We start from the raw sequence: 21,342 nt of genomic DNA on the forward strand, positions 1-21,342 counted from the left end.
TCGAGAAGGGCAGGGCCCTTAGCGGAACATCGCGCTGATCGATTCTTCATTGCTGATGCGGCGAACCGCCTCGGCAACTACCGGCGCGATATCCAGTTGACGGATACGCGAGCAGGCTTGTGCAGCAGCGGACAACGGGATGGTGTTAGTCACCACCAGTTCATCCAGCATGGAATTTTCGATGTTTTCGATCGCCCGACCGGACAGCACAGGGTGTGTGCAGTAGGCGAAAACCTTGGCAGCGCCATGCTCTTTCAAGGCCTTGGCCGCGTGGCACAGGGTGCCGGCGGTATCGACCATGTCATCGACCAGAATACAGGTACGCCCTTCGACATCACCGATGATATGCATCACTTCAGAGTGATTGGCTTTCTCACGGCGTTTGTCGATGATCCCGAGATCCACGCCCAGGGATTTGGCAACGGCACGTGCACGCACGACGCCACCAATGTCCGGGGACACGATCATCAGGTTTTCGAAGCGCTGATCTTCGATGTCATCCACCAGAACCGGGGAGCCGTAGATGTTATCTACCGGAATATCGAAGAAACCCTGGATTTGGTCAGCATGCAGATCAACCGTGAGAACACGGTCGATGCCGACTACGGTAAGCATGTCAGCCACGACTTTCGCGCTGATAGCCACACGTGCGGAACGCGGACGGCGATCCTGACGGGCATAACCAAAGTAAGGAATAACAGCAGTGATACGAGTAGCCGAGGAGCGGCGGAAGGCATCAGCCATCACTACCAGTTCCATCAGGTTATCGTTGGTCGGAGCGCAAGTCGGCTGAATAATGAAAACGTCTTTACCGCGGACGTTTTCATTGATCTCGGCTGTAATTTCGCCATCGGAGAATTTACCGACAGAGATGTCACCGAGAGGGATATGCAGCTGACGTACGACACGCCGAGCCAGATCGGGGTTAGCGTTCCCCGTAAAGACCATCATCTTGGACACGCGCAGTACCTGAAGGCTGAGGGTAACCTGGATGAGTATAGGAAAATGGCAGGGGCGGCTGGATTCGAACCAACGCATGGCAGGATCAAAACCTGCTGCCTTACCGCTTGGCGACGCCCCTGTATCTGTTGCAACGATTACCCAGTAATCGGTTCCTTTAGAGCAGACCTTGAAGCTTGCGATGCAACATCGAAACGTTGCTTCCTTTTGCTACAAAACCTGTAAGGGTCTCTGTAAGAAGGGCCGAGACTTTATCAGCTTCAGCTTTGCTTGGGAAGCCCCCAAACACACAACTTCCAGTTCCGGTGAGTTTTGCTTCGGTAAATTTACCTAACAAATTCAAAGCGTTACGTACCTCTGGATAACGCCTTGTTACCACCGGCAAGCAGTCATTACGACTGTTTCCCTTGGGAACGGGGCGCACTTTAATGGGAGGAGTGTTACGTGTCAACAACGGATCTGAAAAAATTTCTGCCGTACTTACAGAGACTTGCGGCACCAGCACGAGATACCACGGTTCTTCCGGGTCGACAGGGGTCAGTTTCTCCCCCACGCCCTCGGCAAAAGCCGCGTGGCCACGTACGAAAACCGGGACGTCGGCGCCCAGCGTCAACCCCAGGCCAGCCAGGTGATCTTCATCCCAGCCCAATTGCCACAGGTGATTGAGGCCGAGCAAAGTCGTTGCGGCATTCGAACTGCCGCCACCGATACCACCGCCCATGGGCAGGATCTTGTCGATCCAGATATCGACGCCCAGCGAGCAAGCGGACTGCTCCTGAAGTTTTTTCGCGGCCTTGACGATCAGGTTGCTGTCGTGGGGGACGCCTGGGAATTCGGTGTGCAGTCGGATGACACCGTCATCGCGCAGGGCATAGGTGATTTCGTCGCCGTAATCGAGAAACTGAAACATCGTCTGCAGTTCGTGGTAGCCGTCTTCGCGGCGCCCCAGAATGTGCAGCATCAAATTGAGTTTGGCCGGAGATGGCAAAGTCAGGCGATTGGCTGGCATGTCATGACCCCAGTTTGCGTGGTTGCCAGGCCTTGATCACCAGTGTGACGTCAAGGTCGGAGCCATGCAGCTTGATTCGCTCGGGCAGCCAGTAACCGTTTTGCTGGGTGTAGTCGGTGTATTCGACCTGCCAGCCATCCTGTTCGAGGTTGGCCAGGCGACTGTCGGCATCCAGTGTCAGGCGACTTTTGCTGTCCGGAGACGGAAGCCCACGCACCCACCAGGCCAGGTTGGACACCGGCAATTTCCAGCCCAGCTGTTCTTCGAGCAGCACTTCCGGATTCGGCGCGTCGTAACGTCCCTGGTTGGCAACCTCCAGCGACACCTTGCCCGGACGTCCGGTCAGGCGAGCCGCGCCGCGGCCTAACGGACCGGACAGGCGAATGTCGTAGTAATCCTGGCGCTGCAACCAGAACAGCGTGCCACTGCCCGAGTCTTTCGGGGCGCGGATGCCGATCTTGCCGTCGATCTGCCAGCCATCGAGGGCAGTGAGTTGCTCTTTGTGCTCGCGCCACTGGGCGGGATTGCCGTGCCCCTCGACCGATTCGCGTGGACCCAGGCCCGCGCAACCGGCAAGTAGGGCGATAAAACTGAAAACGATGAAATGGCGCAAAAACATAATCTTAAAGAGTCTCTGATCCGGTCAGGCGTTTGATGGTGCCGCGCAGGGTCGGGCTGTCGGGTTGTTCCTTGAGGAACTTGCCCCAGATCTGTTTGGCTTCGCGCTGTTTGCCGTTGGCCCACAGGACTTCGCCCAGGTGAGCGGCGACTTCCTGATCGGGGAAGCGATCCAGGGCTTGACGCAACAGGCGCTCGGCTTCGTCGAGATTGCCCATGCGGTAATTCACCCAGCCAAGGCTGTCGAGTACCGCCGGGTCTTCCGGACTGATCTGGTGCGCCTGTTCGATCAGGGCCTTGGCTTCGGCGTAGCGCGTGGTGCGGTCGGACAGGGTGTAGCCGAGGGCGTTCAACGCCATGGCATTGTCCGGGTCGCGCTTGATGATCGTGCGCAGGTCTTTTTCCATCTGTGCCAGGTCATTGCGTTTTTCCGCCTGCATGGCGCGGGTGTAGAGCAGGTTCAAATCGTCCGGATATTGCTGCAAGGCTTGTTGCAGAACATTCCAGGCCTTGTCGCCCTGATTGTTGGCAGACAGGGTTTCGGCTTCGATCAGGTACAACTGGATCGCGTAATCCGGCTGCTCGTCGCGCTCTGCCGCCAGCTTGCGTTGGGCTTCGGCGGTCCTGCCGTTGTTCATCAGGATGTCGGCCTGACGCAATTGCGCCGGCAGGAAGTCGCTGCCCGGGCCAACCTTGGCGTATTCAATCAGCGCGCCTTGCGGGTCATTTTGTTCTTCGGCGATGCGACCGAGATTCAGGTGCGCCGAGTCGACGTGGCTTTCCCGGGCGATCAGGTCTTCCAGGTAACCCTTGGCCTCGTTCCAGGCCTTGGCTTCCAGGCAGACCAGTGCCAGGGAGTAACGCAGTTCGTCGTCCTCCGGGTATTGCTGAACCAGGCTCGAAAACTCGGCCTTGGCGTCGTCCATACGGTTCTGTTCAACCAGCATGCGTGCGTAAGTCAGGCGCAGGCGCTTGTCGTCCGGATATTTCTTGATGCTTTTTTGCAGCAGCGGCAAGGCTTCGTCACCGCGATTCAGGGTTTGCAACAGGCGTGCACGCAGCAGAATCGGGGCAATTTCGCCGTCGTCCGGCGGATTGTTTTCCAGCAGCTTCAGCGCGCCTTTGGTATCGCCATCCTGTTGCATCAGCAGCGCCTTGCCGAAAATCAGCTGGCTGTTGTCCGGATGACGCTGCAACAAACGGTCGAAGCTTTTCATCAAGCCGTTGCGGGTGTCCTGGTCGGTGTCGGCCGCGGACAGCGCGAGGAAGTCGAAATGCGTGTCACCCTTGCCTTGCAGGACTTTCTCCATATAGACCATGGAGTCGTCATAACGACCGGCGCGTGCCAGTTGCACGGCGGCGGCGCGTTGCGCTTCGAGGTCGTTGGGGGCGTTTTTGGCCCAGATCAGCGCGGTGTCCAGGGCTGCCTGATCGGCGCCCAGATATTCGGCGATACGGAATGCCCGCTCGGAAATGCCCGGATCCTGGGTATTGATGGCCTGGGTCACATAGTTGTCCAGGGCAATGTCGAAACGATTGCGCTGGCCAGCCAGTTCGGCGCTCAACAGGCTGAAGATGGTGTCCTCGCTGAATGAGCTGTAGACCTTGGGCTTTTCAGGGACCGGGGTGCTGTCTTCAACCGGCGACGTACCGTCCGACGGAACGGGTGCCAAGGCCTGGCAGCCGCTGAGGAAGACAAAAGCGAGGAGCAACGCGGAAGATCTATTCATATAGGAAGAGGACGACTAACCTGCGGTCGGATCATCATGACACAAGCTTTCAGCCAAACATAACCGGCCTGGCATTTTCCCGAGAACACCGGTCCCCGTGTAGGAGCTGCCGAAGGCTGCGATCTTTTGATCTTGATCTTTGAAGGCAAAAGATCGCAGCCTTCGGCCAACGTTGGCGCCATCTACCGAAGCGATAGATATCGAGTGGTTGTTCTGATTCCGTCGAAGTAGGACAATTACCGGCTTCACGTCACCATCAGCGACTTTGAATGGCCTTCCTTGCACTCGGTATTAACCACAAGACTGCTTCAGTAGACGTCCGCGAGCGCGTGGCTTTTACCCCTGAGCAGCTGGTTGAGGCCTTGCAGCAGCTCTGCCGACTCACCGACAGCCGCGAAGCTGCGATCCTCTCCACCTGCAATCGCAGTGAACTCTATATAGAACAGGATCACCTGTCGGCGGATGTCGTGCTGCGCTGGCTGGCCGAATATCATCATTTGAGCTACGACGAGCTGCGCGAAAGCGCCTATGTGCATGAAGATGATGCGGCAGTTCGTCACATGATGCGGGTGGCTTCCGGGCTCGACTCGCTGGTGTTGGGCGAACCGCAGATTCTCGGCCAGATGAAGTCGGCCTATGCCGTGGCCCGCGAGGCCGGCACCATCGGGCCGTTGCTCGGGCGGCTGTTCCAGGCCACGTTCAATGCGGCCAAGCAGGTGCGCACCGACACTGCCATCGGCGAGAACCCGGTGTCGGTGGCGTTTGCCGCGGTGAGCCTGGCCAAGCAGATTTTCAGCGACCTGCAACGCAGCCAGGCCTTGTTGATCGGCGCCGGCGAGACCATCACCCTGGTCGCCCGCCATCTGCACGACCTGGGGGTGAAGCGCATAGTGGTCGCCAACCGTACCCTGGAGCGCGCGAGCATTCTGGCCGAGCAGTTTGGTGCCCATGCGGTGTTGTTGTCGGATATTCCGGCAGAGCTTGTGCGCAGCGATATCGTCATCAGTTCCACCGCCAGCCAGTTGCCGATTCTGGGCAAGGGTGCGGTGGAAAGCGCCTTGAAACTGCGCAAGCACAAACCGATCTTCATGGTAGATATCGCTGTTCCCCGCGATATCGAGCCAGAAGTCGGCGAGCTGGACGACGTTTACCTCTATAGCGTCGACGACCTCCACGAAGTGGTCGCCGAGAACCTCAAGAGCCGTCAGGGCGCAGCCCAGGCCGCCGAAGAGATGGTCTCGGTCGGCGCCGAAGATTTCATGGTCCGCTTGCGCGAGTTGGCAGCGGTGGACGTGCTCAAGGCCTATCGTCAACAGAGCGAACGCCTGCGTGACGAAGAATTGCAAAAGGCCCAGCGCATGCTGGCCAACGGCACCAGTGCCGAAGAGGTGCTGGTGCAACTGGCCCGCGGGCTGACCAACAAACTGTTGCACGCACCGAGCGTGCAGTTGAAAAAGCTCTCTGCCGAAGGTCGCCTGGATGCGCTGGCGATGGCCCAGGAACTCTTTGCCCTCGGTGAGGGCTCATCGGATAGCTTTTCGGATAAAAAACCGCAATGAAAGCGTCACTGCTCAATAAGCTGGATATTCTCCAGGACCGTTTCGAGGAATTGACTGCCCTGCTGGGCGACGGCGAGGTCATTTCCGATCAGAACAAGTTCCGCACCTATTCCAAGGAGTACGCGGAAGTTGAACCGATCGTGGGCGTCTATAAAGAACTGCTGAAAGTGCAGGACGACCTCGAAGGTGCCCAGGCACTGCTCAAGGACAGCGACCCGGACATGCGTGAAATGGCCGTGGAAGAAGTCCGCGAGGCCAAGGAACGTCTGGTCACGCTCGAAGCCGACCTGCAACGCATGCTGCTGCCCAAGGACCCGAACGACGGGCGCAACGTGTTTCTCGAAATCCGTGCCGGCACCGGCGGCGACGAGGCAGCGATTTTCTCTGGTGACCTGTTCCGCATGTATTCGCGCTACGCCGAGCGCCGTGGCTGGCGAGTGGAGATCCTCTCGGAAAACGAGGGTGAACACGGCGGCTATAAAGAGGTGATTGCCCGGGTCGAGGGCGACAACGTCTACGGCAAGCTGAAATTCGAATCCGGCGCGCACCGCGTGCAGCGGGTTCCGGCGACCGAATCCCAGGGCCGCATCCACACGTCGGCCTGCACCGTGGCGGTGTTGCCCGAGCCGGACGAGCAGGAAGCCATCGAGATCAACCCGGCCGACCTGCGCGTCGATACCTATCGCTCCTCTGGCGCCGGTGGCCAGCACGTCAACAAGACCGACTCGGCGATCCGCATCACGCACTTGCCATCCGGCATCGTGGTCGAGTGCCAGGAAGAACGTTCACAGCACAAGAACCGCGCCCGGGCGATGTCCTGGTTGTCGGCCAAGCTGAACGATCAGCAGACCTCTGCCGCGGCCAATGCCATCGCCAGTGAGCGCAAGTTGCTGGTCGGTTCCGGTGATCGCTCCGAACGTATCCGCACCTACAACTTTGCCCAGGGCCGGGTCACCGACCACCGGGTCAACCTGACCCTGTATTCCCTCGACGAGATCCTCGCCGGCGGTGTAGAGGCGGTGATCGAGCCGTTGCTGGCCGAATACCAGGCCGATCAACTGGCAGCGATAGGTGAGTAAATGACGATCATTGCCAGTTTGTTGCGCGCCGCCGATTTGCCCGACTCGCCCACGGCGCGTCTGGATGCCGAATTGCTGCTGGCGGCGGCCTTGGGCAAGTCCCGCAGTTTCCTGCACACCTGGCCGGAGCGCATCGTGCCGAGCGAAGCGGCGCTGACGTTCGCCGAATATTTGCAGCGCCGCCGCAACGGTGAGCCGGTGGCCTATATCCTCGGCCAGCAGGGTTTCTGGAAGCTGGATCTGGAAGTGGCACCGCACACATTGATCCCGCGCCCGGACACCGAACTGCTGGTGGAGGCCGCGCTGGAACTGTTGCCGGCCACACCGGCTAAAGTACTCGACCTCGGCACCGGCAGCGGCGCGATTGCCCTGGCCCTGGCCAGCGAACGTCCGGCCTGGAGCGTCACTGCCGTGGACCGAATTCTGGAAGCCGTGGCCCTGGCCGAACGCAATCGCCAGCGTCTGCACCTGGGCAACGCCACCGTGCTGAGCAGCCATTGGTTCAGTGCCCTGGAAGGTCAGCGTTTTCAACTGATCATCAGCAATCCGCCCTACATCGCAGCGGCCGATCCGCATCTGGTTGAGGGCGATGTGCGCTTTGAACCGGCCAGTGCTTTGGTGGCCGGTGTCGACGGGCTCGAGGATCTGCGCCTGATCGTCGCCCAGGCGCCGGACCATCTGGACGCCGGCGGTTGGCTGATGCTCGAACACGGCTACGATCAGGCCGAGGCGGTCCGCGATTTGCTGCTGACCCGCGGATTTGAAGAAGTCCACAGCCGCACCGATCTGGGCGGTCACCAACGCATCAGTCTGGGGCGCCTGCCGTGCTGAATGATCAGGAGTTGCTGCGTTACAGCCGGCAGATTCTGCTGCAACACATCGATATCGACGGCCAATTGCGGCTCAAGGAAAGCCGCGTATTGATCGTCGGTCTTGGCGGCCTTGGCGCACCAGTGGCGCTGTATCTGGCGGCGGCAGGTGTGGGTGAATTGCATCTGGCGGACTTCGACACGGTCGATCTGACCAACCTGCAACGCCAGATCATTCACGACACCGACAGTGTCGGCATGTCCAAGGTCGATTCGGCAATCAAGCGCCTGAGCGCGATCAATCCCGAGATCCAGTTGATCGCCCATCGTGCGGCGCTGGACGAAGACTCCCTGGCCGCCGTGGTGGCCGGGGTGGATCTGGTCCTCGATTGTTCTGACAATTTTTCCACCCGTGAAGCGGTCAACGCCGCTTGCGTAACCGCCGGCAAACCGCTGGTCAGCGGCGCGGCGATTCGCCTCGAAGGGCAACTGTCGGTGTTCGATCCGCGTCGGCCGGAGAGTCCGTGCTACCACTGCCTATACGGGCACGGCAGCGAAGCCGAACTGACCTGCAGCGAAGCCGGCGTGGTCGGTCCGCTGGTGGGGCTGGTCGGCAGTCTGCAAGCGCTTGAAGCGCTGAAATTGCTGGCCGGATTCGGCGAGCCGCTGGTGGGGCGCCTGCTGTTGATCGATGCCTTGGGCACGCGCTTCCGTGAATTGCGGGTCAAGCGTGATCCGGGTTGCAGCGTCTGTGGGTCGAAACATGCGTGAAGCACCGATTGGTGTGTTCGACTCCGGTGTCGGCGGGCTCTCGGTGCTAGCCGAGATCCAGTGCTTGCTGCCCAACGAGACGCTGATGTACGTCGCCGACTGCGGGAATATTCCCTATGGCGAGAAAACCCCGGAATTTATCCAGCAGCGTTGCAGCGTGATGGCCGACTTCTTTCAGCAACAGGGCGCCAAGGCCCTGGTGCTGGCCTGCAACACGGCGACGGTGGCTGGCGTCGCCGACTTGCGCCGCGACTATCCCGAATGGCCCATTGTCGGCATGGAGCCGGCAGTCAAACCGGCCGCCGCCGCAACCCGCTCCGGCGTGGTGGGGGTGCTGGCCACCACCGGCACCTTGCAGAGCGCCAAGTTCGCCGCATTGCTCGACCGCTTCGCCACGGACGTGAAAGTGATCACCCAGCCGTGTCCCGGTCTGGTTGAACTGATTGAAAACGGCGATCTGCGCAGTTCCGAGCTGCGTCAGCTGTTGGCCGGGTATGTCGAACCACTGCTGGCTGCCGGCGCGGACACCCTGATTCTCGGCTGCACCCATTACCCTTTTCTCAAGCCGATGCTCCGGCAGATGATCCCCGAGGACATCAGCTTGATCGATACCGGTGCCGCCGTCGCACGGCAACTCCATCGGCTTTTGGTCGAAGGCGAGCTGCTCGCCGAGGGGCCTGCCCGAGAAGCGCAGTTCTGGACCAGCGCCGATCCGGTTCACTTCAGAAATATCTTGCCGATACTGTGGAATACGGCTGGCATTGTGCGAAGCTTCAACAGGTAAGAAAGTCCAAAGGAATCAAACGAAAAATTGGGGTGAGCTTCTGATAAATCGCCGATTTCCATAGCTTTGCAGGGTTGAGCAACAAAAAAAACCATACGAAATTGTTCGGAAAGGGAAGTTTCTAATGAAGCGACTATTCTGTTTGGCCGCGATTGCGGCCGCATTAATGGGGCACACCTTTACCGCGCAGGCGGCAGGTGTGGAGTTCGCGGTTGGTCAGACCAGCGATTCGACCATGACGTATCGACTGGGCATGCAATTCGATTGGGACCAGAGCTGGTGGCAGAGTGACGTCGGTCGCGTGACCGGTTACTGGAGCGGCGCCTACACCTATTGGGAAGGCGACAAGACCTCGAGCAATAACAGCCTGTCGTTCTCTCCGGTGTTCGTTTACGAATTTGCCGGTCAGAACGTCAAGCCCTACGTTGAAGCAGGCATTGGCGTGGCGGTGTTCTCCAATACCCGACTCGAAGACAACAACATCGGCAGTGCCTTCCAGTTTGAAGACCGGTTCGGTTTTGGCCTGCGCTTCAACGGCGGCCATGAAGTCGGGATCCGTGCCACGCACTATTCCAACGCCGGGCTCGCCAGTTCCAACGACGGTGTAGAAAGCTACTCGCTGCATTACACGTTGCCGCTGTAAGCACCACGGTTTCAGCGGGTTGCAAATCCCCTGTGGGAGCGAGCTTGCTCGCGATAGCGATTTCAGACTCAACATTGATGTTGAATGAAACATCGTCATCGCGAGCAAGCTCGCTCCCACAGGGGCGCGTTGTTTTCCTGTTCAGCGATACGCCGTCGAAATCCCCTGGCGTTCGTCGATGCACTCCGGTGCGCCCATCTCGAATTCCCGGCAGATCAGCGGGCGTTTTTCGTAGATGGTGCACATCATCGTGTTGCGATCCAGTGCGGCACACCATCCGTCGTCCAGGCGCAGCATGACTTCCCCGCCCCAGTCATCGGTATCGATGAACCGTTCAGGCACACCCGTATCGGTGATCAGCATGACTTCGAGCTGGCAGCAGCAGGCTGCACAGGTCGAGCACGTGACCGCGGGTTCCGCGATTTGCGTATGGGGGATGGTTTTCATGGCGCGCAGTGTAAGGCAGTCGCCGGGTGCTGTGTGAAAGGTCTGACGGACGCTCAAGTATCGGAACGTCCGCGATACCGATGCCGATGGTGGCGATTTTCAGGGTTGATCCTTGATCGGTGGCTGGCTGCGCACCATGGGTTTGCCGATCTCCAGTTTCACTCGGTCCGGCCGTTTGGAGAGCGGCCAGAGGGCGGCCATGAACGCTGCCGGGAAAGCGATTTCCAGCGGGCGCTCCTTGAGTTTTTCGAAGATGTGCCGTGCGGCTTTCTCCACCGGCCAGCTCAAGGGCATGGGGAAGTCGTTTTTCGCCGTCAGCGGCGTTTCGACAAACCCGGGGCTGATCACTGTGAGTTCAATACCTTCCGGGGCCAGGTCGATGCGCAAGGATTCGAACAGATAACGCAGCCCGGCCTTCGAGGCGCCGTACGCTTCTGCCTTGGGCAGTGGCAGGTAAGTCACCGTACTGGCCATGGCTACCATGTGCGGTGCGGTGCCGGCACGCAGCAGGGGCAGGGCCGCTTCGATGCAATAGTTGCTGGCCAGCAGGTTGGTGCGCACGACATGCTCGACAATCGAGGCGTCGAACTGTTTGGCATCCACGTACTCGCAGGTGCCGGCATTGAGTATCACGGTGTCCAGCGAGCCCCAGTCCTCGGCAATCTGCTCGCCGATCTCGCGCACGGTCTGGCTGTTGGTCAGGTCTCCGGCGACCACCAGCACCTGTCCCGGATAACGTTGCGACAAGTCTTTGAGGGGGGCCATGATGCGCGAGCTGACGGCCAGGTGCGCACCGGTTTTCAGGATTTCTTCGGCCAGGGCGGCACCGATGCCGCTGCTGGCACCGGTCAGCCAGAATCGTCGTGCGAGTGTGCAACTCATCCCAATCTCCTTTTCAGCCAGGCAATTGCCCGGCCCAATACGGGTAAATATTCATAAAACAGAGCCCCGGCATCGAGGTAATCCCGGTAGCGGTAACTCATGACCCAATTGCGGCGTACTGCCGTGAGGGTAGATTTTTGAACGCCGTCAACGCGCGTGTACGGGAGGTACTCAAGTCGACGATCGGTGAGGGGTAATCCACAACACCGAACAGGCCGCCGAGATTGGCGGGGTTGTGCACTTCTCTTTTATTCAGTCCGGCCAGTTCCGGCAGCCATTGCTTGATGAACACGCCTTCGGGGTCGAATTTTTCCGACTGGTTCAGCGGGTTGAAAATCCGGAAGTAAGGCGCCGAGTCGGTGCCGGTGGAGGAACTCCACTGCCAGCCACCGTTGTTCGCCGCCAGGTCGCCATCGATCAGGTGACGCATGAAAAAGCGTTCGCCTTCGCGCCAGTCGATCAACAGGTTCTTGGTCAGGAACATCGCCACCACCATGCGCAGGCGGTTGTGCATCCAGCCGGTTGCCAGCAGTTGGCGCATGGCGGCGTCGATAATCGGCAAACCGGTACGCGCCTGTTGCCAAGCGGCCAGTTCTTCGGGGGCGTTGCGCCAGGCCAATGCTTCGGTTTCGGGACGAAACGCGCGGTGTCGGGAAACCCGAGGGTAGCCCACCAGGATGTGTTTGTAGAACTCGCGCCACAGCAGTTCGTTGATCCAGGTGACGGCGCCAGTCTTGCCACTTTCGAATTCACCTTGATTGCTGTTCAAGGCCGCGTGCAGGCATTGGCGCACAGAAATCACCCCGGCGACCAGATAGGCCGAGAGCTGACTGGTGCCGGGCTTCGCCGGGAAATCCCGTTCGCTTTGATAGCGCGCGATCTGCACATCGCTAAAGCTGTCGAGGCGATGCCGGGCTTCGGTTTCGCCCGCCGGCCACAGGTTGCGCAGGTTCTCATCGGGTGTTGCGAAGCCGTCGACACTCACGGGGATCGCATCGCTGGCAATGTTCAGCGGCGTTTGTTTGTGCGGCGCGCAGACCAGGCTGGGCAGCGAGCGGTGCAGTCGTTCGTAGCAGACTTTGCGGAACTGGCTGAAGACCTGAAAGTAAGTGCCGGTCCGGGTCAGCACGCTCCCGGGCTTGAACAGCAATTGATCGAGGTAGCGGCGAACTTCGATGCCTTCAGCCTTCAGCGTCTGGGTGACGGCTGCATCGCGACGGGATTCGTGGATGCCGTACTCTTCGTTGAGGTACACAGCTTCGATCTGCAACTGTCGGCACAGGTTCAGCAATACGCTGGGTGCGTCATCCCAGCGAGGTGCCAGGCGGACCAGCAGGGGAATGTTCAGTTGACCCAGTTCGCGGCTCAACTCGCGTAGGTTACGCAGCCAAAAGTCCACTTTGCAGGGCGCATCGTCGTGTTCCAGCCATTGTTCCGGGCTCAACAGAAATGCCGCCACGCACGGGCCGCGAGCCGCGGCAGCCGAGAGGGCGGTGTTGTCATGCAGGCGCAAGTCGCTGCGCAGCCAGATCAATTGCATGTTGGTATCCACGCGATTCATTTAAATCAGCCCGCGCTGAACGAGTGCCTGATGTGCCGACAGCGGATCTTCGGCCAGGTACAAATCAGCGATCTCGACAGTACTGACAGACAACTCGGTGTGGTGGATGCATACCGTTGGTCCGGCAATCATTTTTGGGCAACTGACACCTTTGAAAAGTTTCGGCAGCTGCGCCGGATTCAGGGCTTTGCTTGAGTACAGCAGAATCCCACGGGGTTGCAGAAGTTCGACCGCCAATGCCAGTTCGCCGACCGGCAGTGGCCCGTCGAAGACTTCCACCGGGCAATCGGCGCTGCTGATCAGCCAGGCCGTTAGCCAAAGGTGCGGCTCCATGGGCAGGTCCGAGTGGTTGATCAGCAGCAGCGGCGCGGTGCACAACTGACGATTGTTATGGTAGATGCGTGCACCGAACTTGCTACGCAGCCAGGCACAAAAAAAGCCCCGCTCCATCTGCGCACCGAACTGGCCTTGCCAGCGTTGCTCCAGAGCGGCCAGCAAGGGCATCAGCAACTGTTCGCACAGGGTTCGCGGCGGATACAACGCCATCGCCTGATTGACGCTGTCATCCAGAGTGCGCTCCTGCAATCCGCTGACCGCCTGCAGCAACGTTTGCAGCAAGGCGTGCCAATCGTTGTCGACGGACTCGCTGAAGGCTTGCGGCGTGTCGAGCAGTTGCTTGACCTGGCTGACGGCAACGCCACGGTTGAGCCAGGTGAGAATGGCCTGGATGCGTTGTACATGGTCGGCCGAGAACAACCGATGCCCCTTGGGTGTGCGTTGCGGCACGATCAGACCGTAGCGCCGCTCCCAGGCGCGCAAGGTCACGGCATTGACGCCGGTTTTCCGCGCCACTTCTCGGATCGGCAGCCAGCCTTCGTCCAACGCCTTTTCAAAGTCATCGCCGAGGTCTTCGCGGGCGCTGGTGTCGAGTTTTTTTTTCATCAGATGGCGTTTCGCAGGCTGAGGTTTTCCGGGTGCGGTTGCAGGTAAACCTGCTGTGCGATGTACGGATCGGGGTGTTGGCGAAAGTGATGCTTGAGCAGCGTCAGCGGCACCACCAGCGGTACGATACCCAGGCGGTATTGGCTGATTACGTGCTGCACTTCCTGCTTGTCTTCGCCGCTGATGGCCTGTTTCAGGTAGCCGCTGAGGTGTTGCAGGACGTTGGTGTGAGTGCGGCGGGTGGCGCATTTTTTCAGCGCCGACATCAGTTCGCTGAAATAGCGGGGGCCCAGTTCCTGCGGATCGGTTTTGCCCATGTTGCCCAGCAGATTGCCCAGGGTTTTGTATTGCACCGGGTTGTGGGCCATCAGCAGGTATTTGTAGCGCGAGTGAAAGCCCGTGAGACCGTGCCGGGTCATGCCCTCTTGACGTAGCTGCTGCCAGGCGCTGTAGGCGAACACCCGGGTGAGGAAGTTTTCCCGCAGCACCGGATCGTTGAGCCGGCCGTCTTCCTCCACCGGCAAGTCCGGGTGCCGCAGGCAGAAGGCCCGGGCGTAGATCCCGTGCCCGCCAATATCCGCCCGTGCGCCGTTGGCGTGGTAGACCTTGACCCGCTCCAGGCCACAGGACGGGGAATTTTGCATGAAGATGTAGCCGCAGATATCCCCCAACTGCGCTGCCATGTCCCGGCCGTAGGTGGCCAACGGTTGTGTCACGTTAAGCTTGTGGTCGAGGGTGCCCACGGCTTCGGGTTGATCTGCGCTGCCCACTGGCCGAATCGGTTGGCGGGGCACGCCCAGGCCGATGGCCACTTCCGGGCAGACCGGGATGAAATCGAAGTAATCAGTGAGGGTGCGGCTGCACAACCGCGATTCCTTGTGCCCGCCGTTGTAGCGCACGTCGAGCCCCATCAGGCAGGCGCTGATGGCGATTTTCGGTTTGGCGTGGGCGTGGGACATCGGAGCACCTCGAATCTGAACCGGTGCAGACGGTCGAGTCTGTACAGGATAACTTCATCATAGATTCGAAGTTGTACAAGTCAAATGTTGTGTATAAGTATTGTGGCGGGCTGCTGTCCATGGCGACAGCAGCGATTTGCTCGGGTTGATGCCTTTGCTTACTGCAGGTGTTCATGCAAGCGGCGAGCGGCTTCCTGACCGCTGAGCCAGGCCCCTTCGACGCGCCCGGACAGGCACCAGTCGCCACAGGCATACAGCCCCAGGTCTGCATCGGCCAGGGTGCCCCATTCGTGACTGCTGGCGGGGCGGGCGTAGAGCCAGCGGTGGGCGAGGCTGAAGGTCGGTGCGGGCATGGAATCGTGCAGCAGTTCGGCGAAGGCGCCATGCAGTTGTTCGATCACGGCTTCCTTGGACAGGTCAATGTGCTGGCGACTCCAGGCGCTGGTTGCGTGCAGCACCCAGGTGTCGAGAGTGTTGTCACGCCCGGGTTTGCTGCGGTTGCGAGCCAGCCAGTCGAGGGGGCTGTCCTGCACGAAGCAGCCTTCCATGGGCGTTTCCAGTGGCGTTTCGAAGGCGAGGGCGATGGCCCAGGTCGGGTCCATTTTCACCCCGGCGGCGGCACCGGCGAGTTTCGGCGCAGATGCCAGCAAAGCCGTGGCCTGCGGGGCTGGCGTGGCGATGACCACGTGGCTGAACGGTCCGTGGGTGAAGCCCTCGGCGTCCTGCAGATGCCAGTGTTCTTCACCGCGATAGACCTCGGTGATCCGGCAGGCGAAATGCACTTCAAGTTCACCAAGCAGGGCGCGGGTGATGGCGCTCATATGCGGCGTGCCGACCCAGCGGGTCTGCTCGTCTGGCGACAGGTTAAGCTGGCCACCATGGTAGGTGTACAGCTGCGGCGTCCACTCGGCAACCCAGCCCTTGGCCTGCCAGCGCTGGACTTCGGTGACAAAGCGACGGTCACGGGCGGTGAAATACTGCGCACCCATGTCCAGAGCACCCGCATCGCTGCGTTTGCTCGACATGCGCCCGCCACTACCGCGGCTTTTATCGAACAGTTGAACCACATGCCCGAGGTCAGTCAGGGCCTGGGCGGCGGAGAGTCCGGCAATGCCGGTGCCAATGATTGCGATAGGTACAGTCATAGGTGCCTCGTTTACCTTTCTGTACAGACTACGCCGGGGTTCAAACCTGTACAATATTGTTTGTTGGTATAACTTTTAGCGTTCTCGTTCTGACAGCTTGGCCTATTGTTAAACATAGAGCCTGCTCGATACCAAAGATCCCTGCTTATAAAAATAGACTAATGGACAGGGTAAAACGCCACGCGAGGAAGAAGTCATGCACATATTGCTGACCGGCGGTACTGGTTTGATAGGACGTCAGCTTTGCCGGCACTGGTCGGGTCAGGGATATCGCCTGACAGTCTGGAGTCGCCAGCCTGAAAAAGTCGCGAAAACATGTGGTACCCAAGTGCGTGGAATTGCCCGGCTGGAGGATCTGGGGCAGGAGCCAGTGGATGCGATCGTCAATCTGGCCGGAGCGCCGATTGCCGACCGACCCTGGACGCACAAGCGAAAAGCCTTGTTGTGGAGCAGTCGCATCACGCTCACCGAAACCCTGCTGGCGTGGCTCGAAAGTCGCGAGCAGAAACCCCGGGTCCTGATTTCCGGTTCAGCTGTCGGCTGGTATGGCAACGGCGGCGAGCGTGAACTGACCGAGGATTCGGGGCCGATCAGTGAAGACTTCGCCAGCCAGTTATGCATCGCCTGGGAGGAGACTGCACAGCGGGCCGAAGCGATGGGCATTCGCGTCATTCACATCCGTACCGGGTTGGTGCTGTCGGCGGAGGGTGGCTTTTTGTCGCGGCTGTTACTGCCGTTCAAACTGGGTCTGGGAGGGCCCATCGGCAACGGCCGGCAGTGGATGCCGTGGATTCATATCGACGATCAAATCGCCCTGATTGATTTTCTTCTGCATCGCAACGAGGCCAGCGGTCCCTATAATGCGTGCGCGCCCAAACCGGTGCGCAACCGCGAGTTTGCCAAGACGCTGGGTAGCGTACTGCATCGCCCGGCGTTCATGCCGATGCCGGCCTTCGTATTGAAGGTGGGGCTGGGTGAGTTGTCCTTACTGTTGCTGGGCGGCCAGCGCGCCACCCCGGCGCGTTTGTTACAGGCTGGTTTCACTTTTAAGTTCATGGATTTGCGCGCGGCACTGGACGATCTGTCCAGTCGCCTTTGAAATAGGACGTTGCATGACTGATCACGCGTTGCTTCTGGTCAACCTGGGCTCACCTGCCTCCACCTCGGTGGCGGATGTGCGCAGCTACCTCAACCAATTTCTGATGGACCCGTACGTGATCGACCTGCCATGGCCGGTTCGACGCTTGCTGGTGTCGCTGATCCTGATTAAGCGTCCCGAGCAGTCGGCCCATGCTTATGCCTCGATCTGGTGGGACGAGGGCTCGCCGCTGGTGGTACTCAGCCGTCGTTTGCAACAAGCCATGACCACCCAGTGGCACCACGGCCCGGTCGAACTGGCCATGCGCTATGGCGAGCCGTCGATCGAATCGACACTGGTGCGCATGGTCGGCGCAGGGCACAAGCGGATTACGCTGGCGCCGCTTTATCCACAGTTCGCCGACAGCACCACCACCACGGTCATCGAGGAAGCCAAACGCGTGGTACGCGAGAAAAACCTCAACGTGCAATTGTCGGTTCTTCAACCTTTCTACGATCAACCGGAATACCTCGATGCGCTGGTCGCCACGACGCGGTCGCATTTGCAGCAGGACTACGATCATTTATTGATGAGTTTTCATGGATTGCCGGAGCGGCATCTGAAGAAGCTCAACCCCGGTCACAGCTTCGAAGGGGGCGGCGATTGCTGCGCCGGGGCGCCACCTGAGGTGGTCGCCACCTGTTATCGCGGCCAGTGCCTGCGTACGGCGGCAGAGTTTGCCAAGCGCATGGGGTTGCCGGAGGGCAAGTGGTCGGTGTCGTTCCAGTCGCGTCTGGGACGCGCCAAATGGATCGAGCCCTACACCGAAGCGCGCCTCGATGAGTTGGCCAAAAGCGGCGTGAAAAAGATTCTGGTGATGTGCCCGGCGTTCGTTGCCGATTGTATCGAGACCCTGGAAGAAATCGGAGATCGCGGCAAGGAGCAATTCCGTGCAGCAGGGGGAGAGGAGTTGGTGCTGGTACCGTGCCTTAACGATGACCCGCGTTGGGCTCGGGCGTTGAGTGCGTTGTGCGAGCGTGCGCCGTTGGTGCTTTAAAAGCTTCGTCGGAACGCCGCCCGGAGCAAGCCCGCTCCCACAAGGTCAGTGCGAAACCTGTGGGAGCGGGCTTGCCCGCGAATGCAATGGGACTGACAAAAACGGTCTCAGGTATTCACCCAGTCAGATCAGCGGCTCATTCGCCTTCTTGTGCTTCCAGCTGTCATTGCCCGGCAGGATCAGGTTCAAGCCAATCGCCACCACCGCACACAGCGCAATGCCTTTGAGGCCGAAATCGTCCGGCCCGGTGCCGGTGCCGATCAGCACGCCGCCGATCCCGAACACCAGGGTCACCGAAACAATCACCAGATTGCGCGCCTCGGCCAGATCGATCTTGTGGCGGATCAGCGTGTTCATCCCCACCGCCGCAATCGAACCGAACAACAGGCAGAGAATCCCGCCCATCACCGGTACCGGAATGCTTTGCAGCAGCGCACCGAACTTGCCGATAAACGCCAGGCTGATGGCGAAGATCGCCGCCCAGGTCATGATTTTCGGGTTGTAGTTCTTGGTCAGCATGACTGCGCCGGTCACTTCGGCGTAGGTGGTGTTGGGCGGGCCGCCGAACAGACCGGCCGCCGTGGTGGCAATGCCGTCGCCGAGCAGGGTGCGGTGCAGGCCAGGCTTCTTCAGGTAATCGCGACCGGTCACGCTACCCACGGCAATCACGCCGCCGATGTGTTCGATGGCCGGAGCCAGGGCTACCGGAACGATGAACAGGATCGCCTGCCAGTTGAATTCCGGCGCGGTGAAGTTCGGGATGGCGAACCATGGTGCCGCTGCAATCTTCGCGGTATCGACCACGCCGAAGTAGAACGCCATGCCGAAACCGACCAGCACGCCAGAGATGATCGGCACCAGGCGAAAGATGCCCTTGCCGAAAACCGCGACGATCAGCGTGGTCAGCAGTGCGGGCATCGAGATCATCATCGCCGTCTGGTAATGAATCAATTCACTGCCGTCGCCGGCCTTGCCCATGGCCATGTTGGCGGCAATCGGCGCCATGGCCAGGCCGATCGAGATGATCACCGGTCCGATCACTACCGGCGGCAGCAGGCGGTCGATGAAACCGGTGCCTTTGATCTTCACCGCGAGGCCGAGGAAGGTGTAGACAAAACCCGCCGCCATCACACCGCCCATGGTCGCGGCGAGGCCGAATTGGCCCTTGGCGAGAATGATCGGGGTGATGAAGGCAAAGCTCGATGCCAGGAACACCGGCACCTGACGCCCGGTGACGATCTGGAACAGGATCGTCCCCAGGCCGGCCGTGAACAGCGCCACGTTCGGGTCAAGGCCGGTGATCAGCGGCATCAACACCAGGGCGCCGAAGGCCACGAACAGCATCTGTGCGCCGGACAGCACCGTGCGCCAGAGCGGATCGTTGAACTCTTGCTGCATGCTCACGCGTCCTTCTGCTTGGTGCCGAAGATCTTGTCACCGGCGTCGCCAAGCCCTGGGATGATGTAGCCGTGTTCGTTCAGTTTTTGATCAATGGAAGCGGTGTAGATGATCACGTCCGGGTGAGCTTTCTCTACGGCGGCGATGCCTTCTGGCGCGGCGACCAGCACCATGGCGCGGATGTCCTTGCAGCCGGCTTTTTTCAGCAGGTCGATGGTGGCGACCATCGAGCCGCCGGTGGCGAGCATCGGGTCGATGATCATGGCCAGGCGTTCGTCGATTTCCGGCACCAGTTTTTCCAGGTAGGTGTGGGCTTCGAGGGTTTCCTCGTTACGGGCCACGCCGACGGCGCTGACTTTGGCGCCCGGGATCAGGCTGAGTACGCCTTCGAGCATGCCGATGCCGGCACGCAGGATTGGCACCACGGTGATTTTCTTGCCGGCGATTTTCTCGACCGATACGGTACCGCACCAGCCTTCGATATCGTAGGCTTCCAGCGGCAGGTCTTTGGTAGCTTCATAGGTCAGCAGGGCGCCGACTTCCTGAGCGAGCTCACGGAAATTCTTCGTGCTGATGTCTGCGCGGCGCATAAGGCCAAGTTTATGACGGATCAGCGGGTGGCGGATCTCATGAATGGGCATGGGGAAAGGCTCCGGCGGCGGGCAAAAAAACCGGCCTAGGTTAATCTATCCGAGGGTGTTGTCCTATAGACATACAGTACGTTAGTCCACAAAGGCTTGATCTGGCCTCGCTTGATGCGTACCTTTGCCCGCTTTTCCGAATCCGTCCCTCCCCTCAAACTCCCTGGAGAGCGCCATGTCCGCTGATCTCGAGCATATCCGTCAAATCATGCGAGAGGCTGACTGCCTGTACACCGAAGCTGAAGTCGAGGCGGCCATCGCCCGCGTCGGTGCACAAATCAACGATCAACTGGCGGACAGCAATCCGGTGGTGTTCTGCGTGATGAACGGCGGGCTGATTTTCTCCGGCAAGCTGCTGACCTATTTGCACTTCCCGTTGGAAGCGTCCTACCTGCACGCCACCCGCTATCGCAACGAAACCAGCGGCGGTGACCTGTTCTGGAAAGCCAAGCCGGAAGTGTCCTTCATCGACCGTGATGTGCTGATCATCGACGACATCCTCGACGAAGGTCACACCCTGGGCGCGATCATCGACTTCTGCAAACACGCTGGCGCACGTAAAGTGCACACCGCTGTGCTGATCGACAAAGACCACGACCGCAAGGCCCGTCCGGACCTCAAGGCCGATTTCGTCGGTCTGCCGTGCATCGATCGCTACATCTTCGGTTACGGCATGGACTACAAAGGCTACTGGCGTAACGCCAACGGGATTTTCGCCGTTAAAGGAATGTAAGACATGGATACGCCTCGTTTTCTGGATCAGACCTTGTTCGCCGAGCTGGCCGGGAAAGCTGCGGCCAATCCTCGTGGGCGTCAGCATCACAACTTCCATCAGATGGAAGACGCATGCCATCGCATGGCGGTGGGGTTGCAGCCGTCCACGTATATCCCGCCTCACCGGCATTTGGGCGACAACAAGGCCGAAACCCTGTTGGTCCTCAAGGGCCGGCTGGGCGTGTTGATCTTCGATGAGACCGGTGCGGTGCTGAGCAAGACCGTGCTGCAGGCCGGTGGCGACTGTGTTGGTGTGGACCTGCCAACCGGTGTGTTTCACGGTTTGGTGGTGCTGGAGGCTGACAGCCTGATGTTCGAATGCAAGGCTGGTCCTTACCGTCCGGTCGGTGAAGGTGAGCTGGCACATTGGGCGCCGCGCGAAGGCGAGCCCGGTGTTGCCGAGTATCAGGCCTGGATGCGCGCGCATTTCGATTAGGATCAAAAGATCGCAGCTTGCGGCAGCTCCTACAGGGGTTTGATGTACACCCTGTAGGAG

At 59.9% G+C, this 21,342-nt stretch carries 22 protein-coding genes, 1 tRNA gene and 1 pseudogene; 10 read left to right on the forward strand and 14 right to left on the reverse strand.

From position 1 onward, the window contains the following. Window positions 1–18: 18 nt before the first annotated feature. The 5 genes from AC1DXW_RS23840 to AC1DXW_RS23860 form a co-directional block, all read right to left on the reverse strand. Window positions 19–960 (reverse strand): ribose-phosphate pyrophosphokinase, encoded by a 942-nt coding sequence (locus tag AC1DXW_RS23840; protein ID WP_003208392.1) that lies wholly within the window; start codon window positions 958–960, stop codon window positions 19–21. 46 nt (window positions 961–1,006) lie between these two features. Further along, window positions 1,007–1,081, reverse strand: a tRNA-Gln gene (locus tag AC1DXW_RS23845). Between the two features lie 36 nt (window positions 1,082–1,117). Next, entirely contained in the window at window positions 1,118–1,969 is an 852-nt protein-coding gene (gene ispE, locus AC1DXW_RS23850; RefSeq protein ID WP_477754152.1) for a 4-(cytidine 5'-diphospho)-2-C-methyl-D-erythritol kinase, read from the reverse strand. 1 nt (window position 1,970) lies between these two features. Beyond that, window positions 1,971–2,588: a lipoprotein insertase outer membrane protein LolB gene (lolB, locus tag AC1DXW_RS23855; protein ID WP_477754151.1), complete on the reverse strand. Its 618-nt coding sequence runs from the start codon at window positions 2,586–2,588 to the stop codon at window positions 1,971–1,973. Window positions 2,589–2,592: 4 nt separating this feature from the next. After that, entirely contained in the window at window positions 2,593–4,317 is a 1,725-nt protein-coding gene (locus tag AC1DXW_RS23860; protein ID WP_477754150.1) for a tetratricopeptide repeat protein, read from the reverse strand. 269 nt (window positions 4,318–4,586) lie between these two features. Between AC1DXW_RS23860 and hemA the strand changes: the two genes are divergently transcribed. The 6 genes from hemA (at window position 4,587) to AC1DXW_RS23890 (ending at window position 9,962) form a co-directional block, all read left to right on the forward strand. Next, on the forward strand, window positions 4,587–5,876 hold the full coding sequence (gene hemA / locus AC1DXW_RS23865; protein WP_477754149.1) for a glutamyl-tRNA reductase: 1,290 nt from the start codon (window positions 4,587–4,589) through the stop codon (window positions 5,874–5,876). Next, window positions 5,873–6,955, forward strand: coding sequence for a peptide chain release factor 1 (gene prfA / locus AC1DXW_RS23870; RefSeq protein WP_223461123.1), 1,083 nt, complete (start codon window positions 5,873–5,875; stop codon window positions 6,953–6,955). The genes hemA and prfA overlap by 4 nt, the downstream gene beginning before the upstream one ends. Then, on the forward strand, window positions 6,956–7,786 hold the full coding sequence (gene prmC, locus AC1DXW_RS23875; RefSeq protein WP_477754148.1) for a peptide chain release factor N(5)-glutamine methyltransferase: 831 nt from the start codon (window positions 6,956–6,958) through the stop codon (window positions 7,784–7,786). After that, a complete protein-coding gene (locus AC1DXW_RS23880) occupies window positions 7,780–8,535 on the forward strand; it encodes a molybdopterin-synthase adenylyltransferase MoeB (protein WP_477754147.1) in 756 nt (251 codons plus the stop codon). Before prmC ends, AC1DXW_RS23880 begins: the two co-directional genes overlap by 7 nt. Next, window positions 8,528–9,319 (forward strand): glutamate racemase, encoded by a 792-nt coding sequence (murI, locus tag AC1DXW_RS23885; RefSeq protein ID WP_477754146.1) that lies wholly within the window; start codon window positions 8,528–8,530, stop codon window positions 9,317–9,319. Before AC1DXW_RS23880 ends, murI begins: the two co-directional genes overlap by 8 nt. A 124-nt stretch (window positions 9,320–9,443) precedes the next feature. Continuing rightward, on the forward strand, window positions 9,444–9,962 hold the full coding sequence (locus AC1DXW_RS23890; RefSeq protein WP_223454734.1) for an acyloxyacyl hydrolase: 519 nt from the start codon (window positions 9,444–9,446) through the stop codon (window positions 9,960–9,962). 141 nt (window positions 9,963–10,103) lie between these two features. Here AC1DXW_RS23890 and AC1DXW_RS23895 read toward each other — a convergent pair whose 3' ends face one another. The 7 genes and pseudogenes from AC1DXW_RS23895 to AC1DXW_RS23925 form a co-directional block, all read right to left on the reverse strand. Beyond that, entirely contained in the window at window positions 10,104–10,409 is a 306-nt protein-coding gene (locus AC1DXW_RS23895) for a YkgJ family cysteine cluster protein (protein ID WP_007981864.1), read from the reverse strand. Window positions 10,410–10,508: 99 nt separating this feature from the next. Then, the gene (locus AC1DXW_RS23900; RefSeq protein WP_477760535.1) at window positions 10,509–11,291 is read right to left on the reverse strand and encodes an SDR family NAD(P)-dependent oxidoreductase; all 783 of its coding nucleotides are present in this window, start codon (window positions 11,289–11,291) and stop codon (window positions 10,509–10,511) included. Next, window positions 11,288–11,386 (reverse strand): annotated as a pseudogene (locus AC1DXW_RS23905) (transcriptional regulator); the annotation flags it as partial. The pseudogene AC1DXW_RS23905 and the gene AC1DXW_RS23900, both read right to left, overlap by 4 nt. A gap of 2 nt (window positions 11,387–11,388) precedes the next feature. Beyond that, complete coding sequence (phrB, locus tag AC1DXW_RS23910) at window positions 11,389–12,831, reverse strand: deoxyribodipyrimidine photo-lyase (RefSeq protein ID WP_477760536.1); 1,443 nt, start codon at window positions 12,829–12,831, stop codon at window positions 11,389–11,391. Between the two features lie 21 nt (window positions 12,832–12,852). Beyond that, a complete protein-coding gene (locus tag AC1DXW_RS23915; RefSeq protein ID WP_477760537.1) occupies window positions 12,853–13,794 on the reverse strand; it encodes a MerR family transcriptional regulator in 942 nt (313 codons plus the stop codon). Further along, window positions 13,794–14,753, reverse strand: coding sequence for a YbgA family protein (locus tag AC1DXW_RS23920; RefSeq protein WP_477756332.1), 960 nt, complete (start codon window positions 14,751–14,753; stop codon window positions 13,794–13,796). Before AC1DXW_RS23920 ends, AC1DXW_RS23915 begins: the two co-directional genes overlap by 1 nt. A 158-nt stretch (window positions 14,754–14,911) precedes the next feature. Next, window positions 14,912–15,898: an NAD(P)/FAD-dependent oxidoreductase gene (locus tag AC1DXW_RS23925; RefSeq protein ID WP_477756333.1), complete on the reverse strand. Its 987-nt coding sequence runs from the start codon at window positions 15,896–15,898 to the stop codon at window positions 14,912–14,914. Window positions 15,899–16,094: 196 nt separating this feature from the next. Between AC1DXW_RS23925 and AC1DXW_RS23930 the strand changes: the two genes are divergently transcribed. Continuing rightward, window positions 16,095–16,997 (forward strand): TIGR01777 family oxidoreductase, encoded by a 903-nt coding sequence (locus tag AC1DXW_RS23930; protein ID WP_477760538.1) that lies wholly within the window; start codon window positions 16,095–16,097, stop codon window positions 16,995–16,997. A gap of 13 nt (window positions 16,998–17,010) precedes the next feature. After that, window positions 17,011–18,033, forward strand: coding sequence for a ferrochelatase (gene hemH, locus AC1DXW_RS23935; protein WP_477756261.1), 1,023 nt, complete (start codon window positions 17,011–17,013; stop codon window positions 18,031–18,033). A gap of 123 nt (window positions 18,034–18,156) precedes the next feature. On the opposite strand, the gene AC1DXW_RS23940 is transcribed toward hemH, so the two are convergent. Continuing rightward, window positions 18,157–19,431 carry a uracil-xanthine permease family protein gene (locus AC1DXW_RS23940; protein ID WP_477756262.1) on the reverse strand — a complete coding sequence of 425 codons (1,275 nt, stop codon included), beginning with the start codon at window positions 19,429–19,431 and terminating at the stop codon, window positions 18,157–18,159. A gap of 2 nt (window positions 19,432–19,433) precedes the next feature. Continuing rightward, window positions 19,434–20,072 (reverse strand): uracil phosphoribosyltransferase, encoded by a 639-nt coding sequence (gene upp, locus AC1DXW_RS23945; protein ID WP_007997094.1) that lies wholly within the window; start codon window positions 20,070–20,072, stop codon window positions 19,434–19,436. A 175-nt stretch (window positions 20,073–20,247) separates the two neighbouring features. Between upp and AC1DXW_RS23950 the strand changes: the two genes are divergently transcribed. Both AC1DXW_RS23950 and AC1DXW_RS23955 read left to right on the forward strand, forming a co-directional pair. Further along, window positions 20,248–20,805, forward strand: coding sequence for a hypoxanthine-guanine phosphoribosyltransferase (locus AC1DXW_RS23950; protein WP_008045996.1), 558 nt, complete (start codon window positions 20,248–20,250; stop codon window positions 20,803–20,805). 3 nt (window positions 20,806–20,808) lie between these two features. After that, window positions 20,809–21,282 (forward strand): WbuC family cupin fold metalloprotein, encoded by a 474-nt coding sequence (locus tag AC1DXW_RS23955; RefSeq protein ID WP_477756264.1) that lies wholly within the window; start codon window positions 20,809–20,811, stop codon window positions 21,280–21,282. Window positions 21,283–21,342 lie beyond the last annotated feature (60 nt).

It is taken from the genome of Pseudomonas sp. P4_C4 (assembly GCF_056402055.1).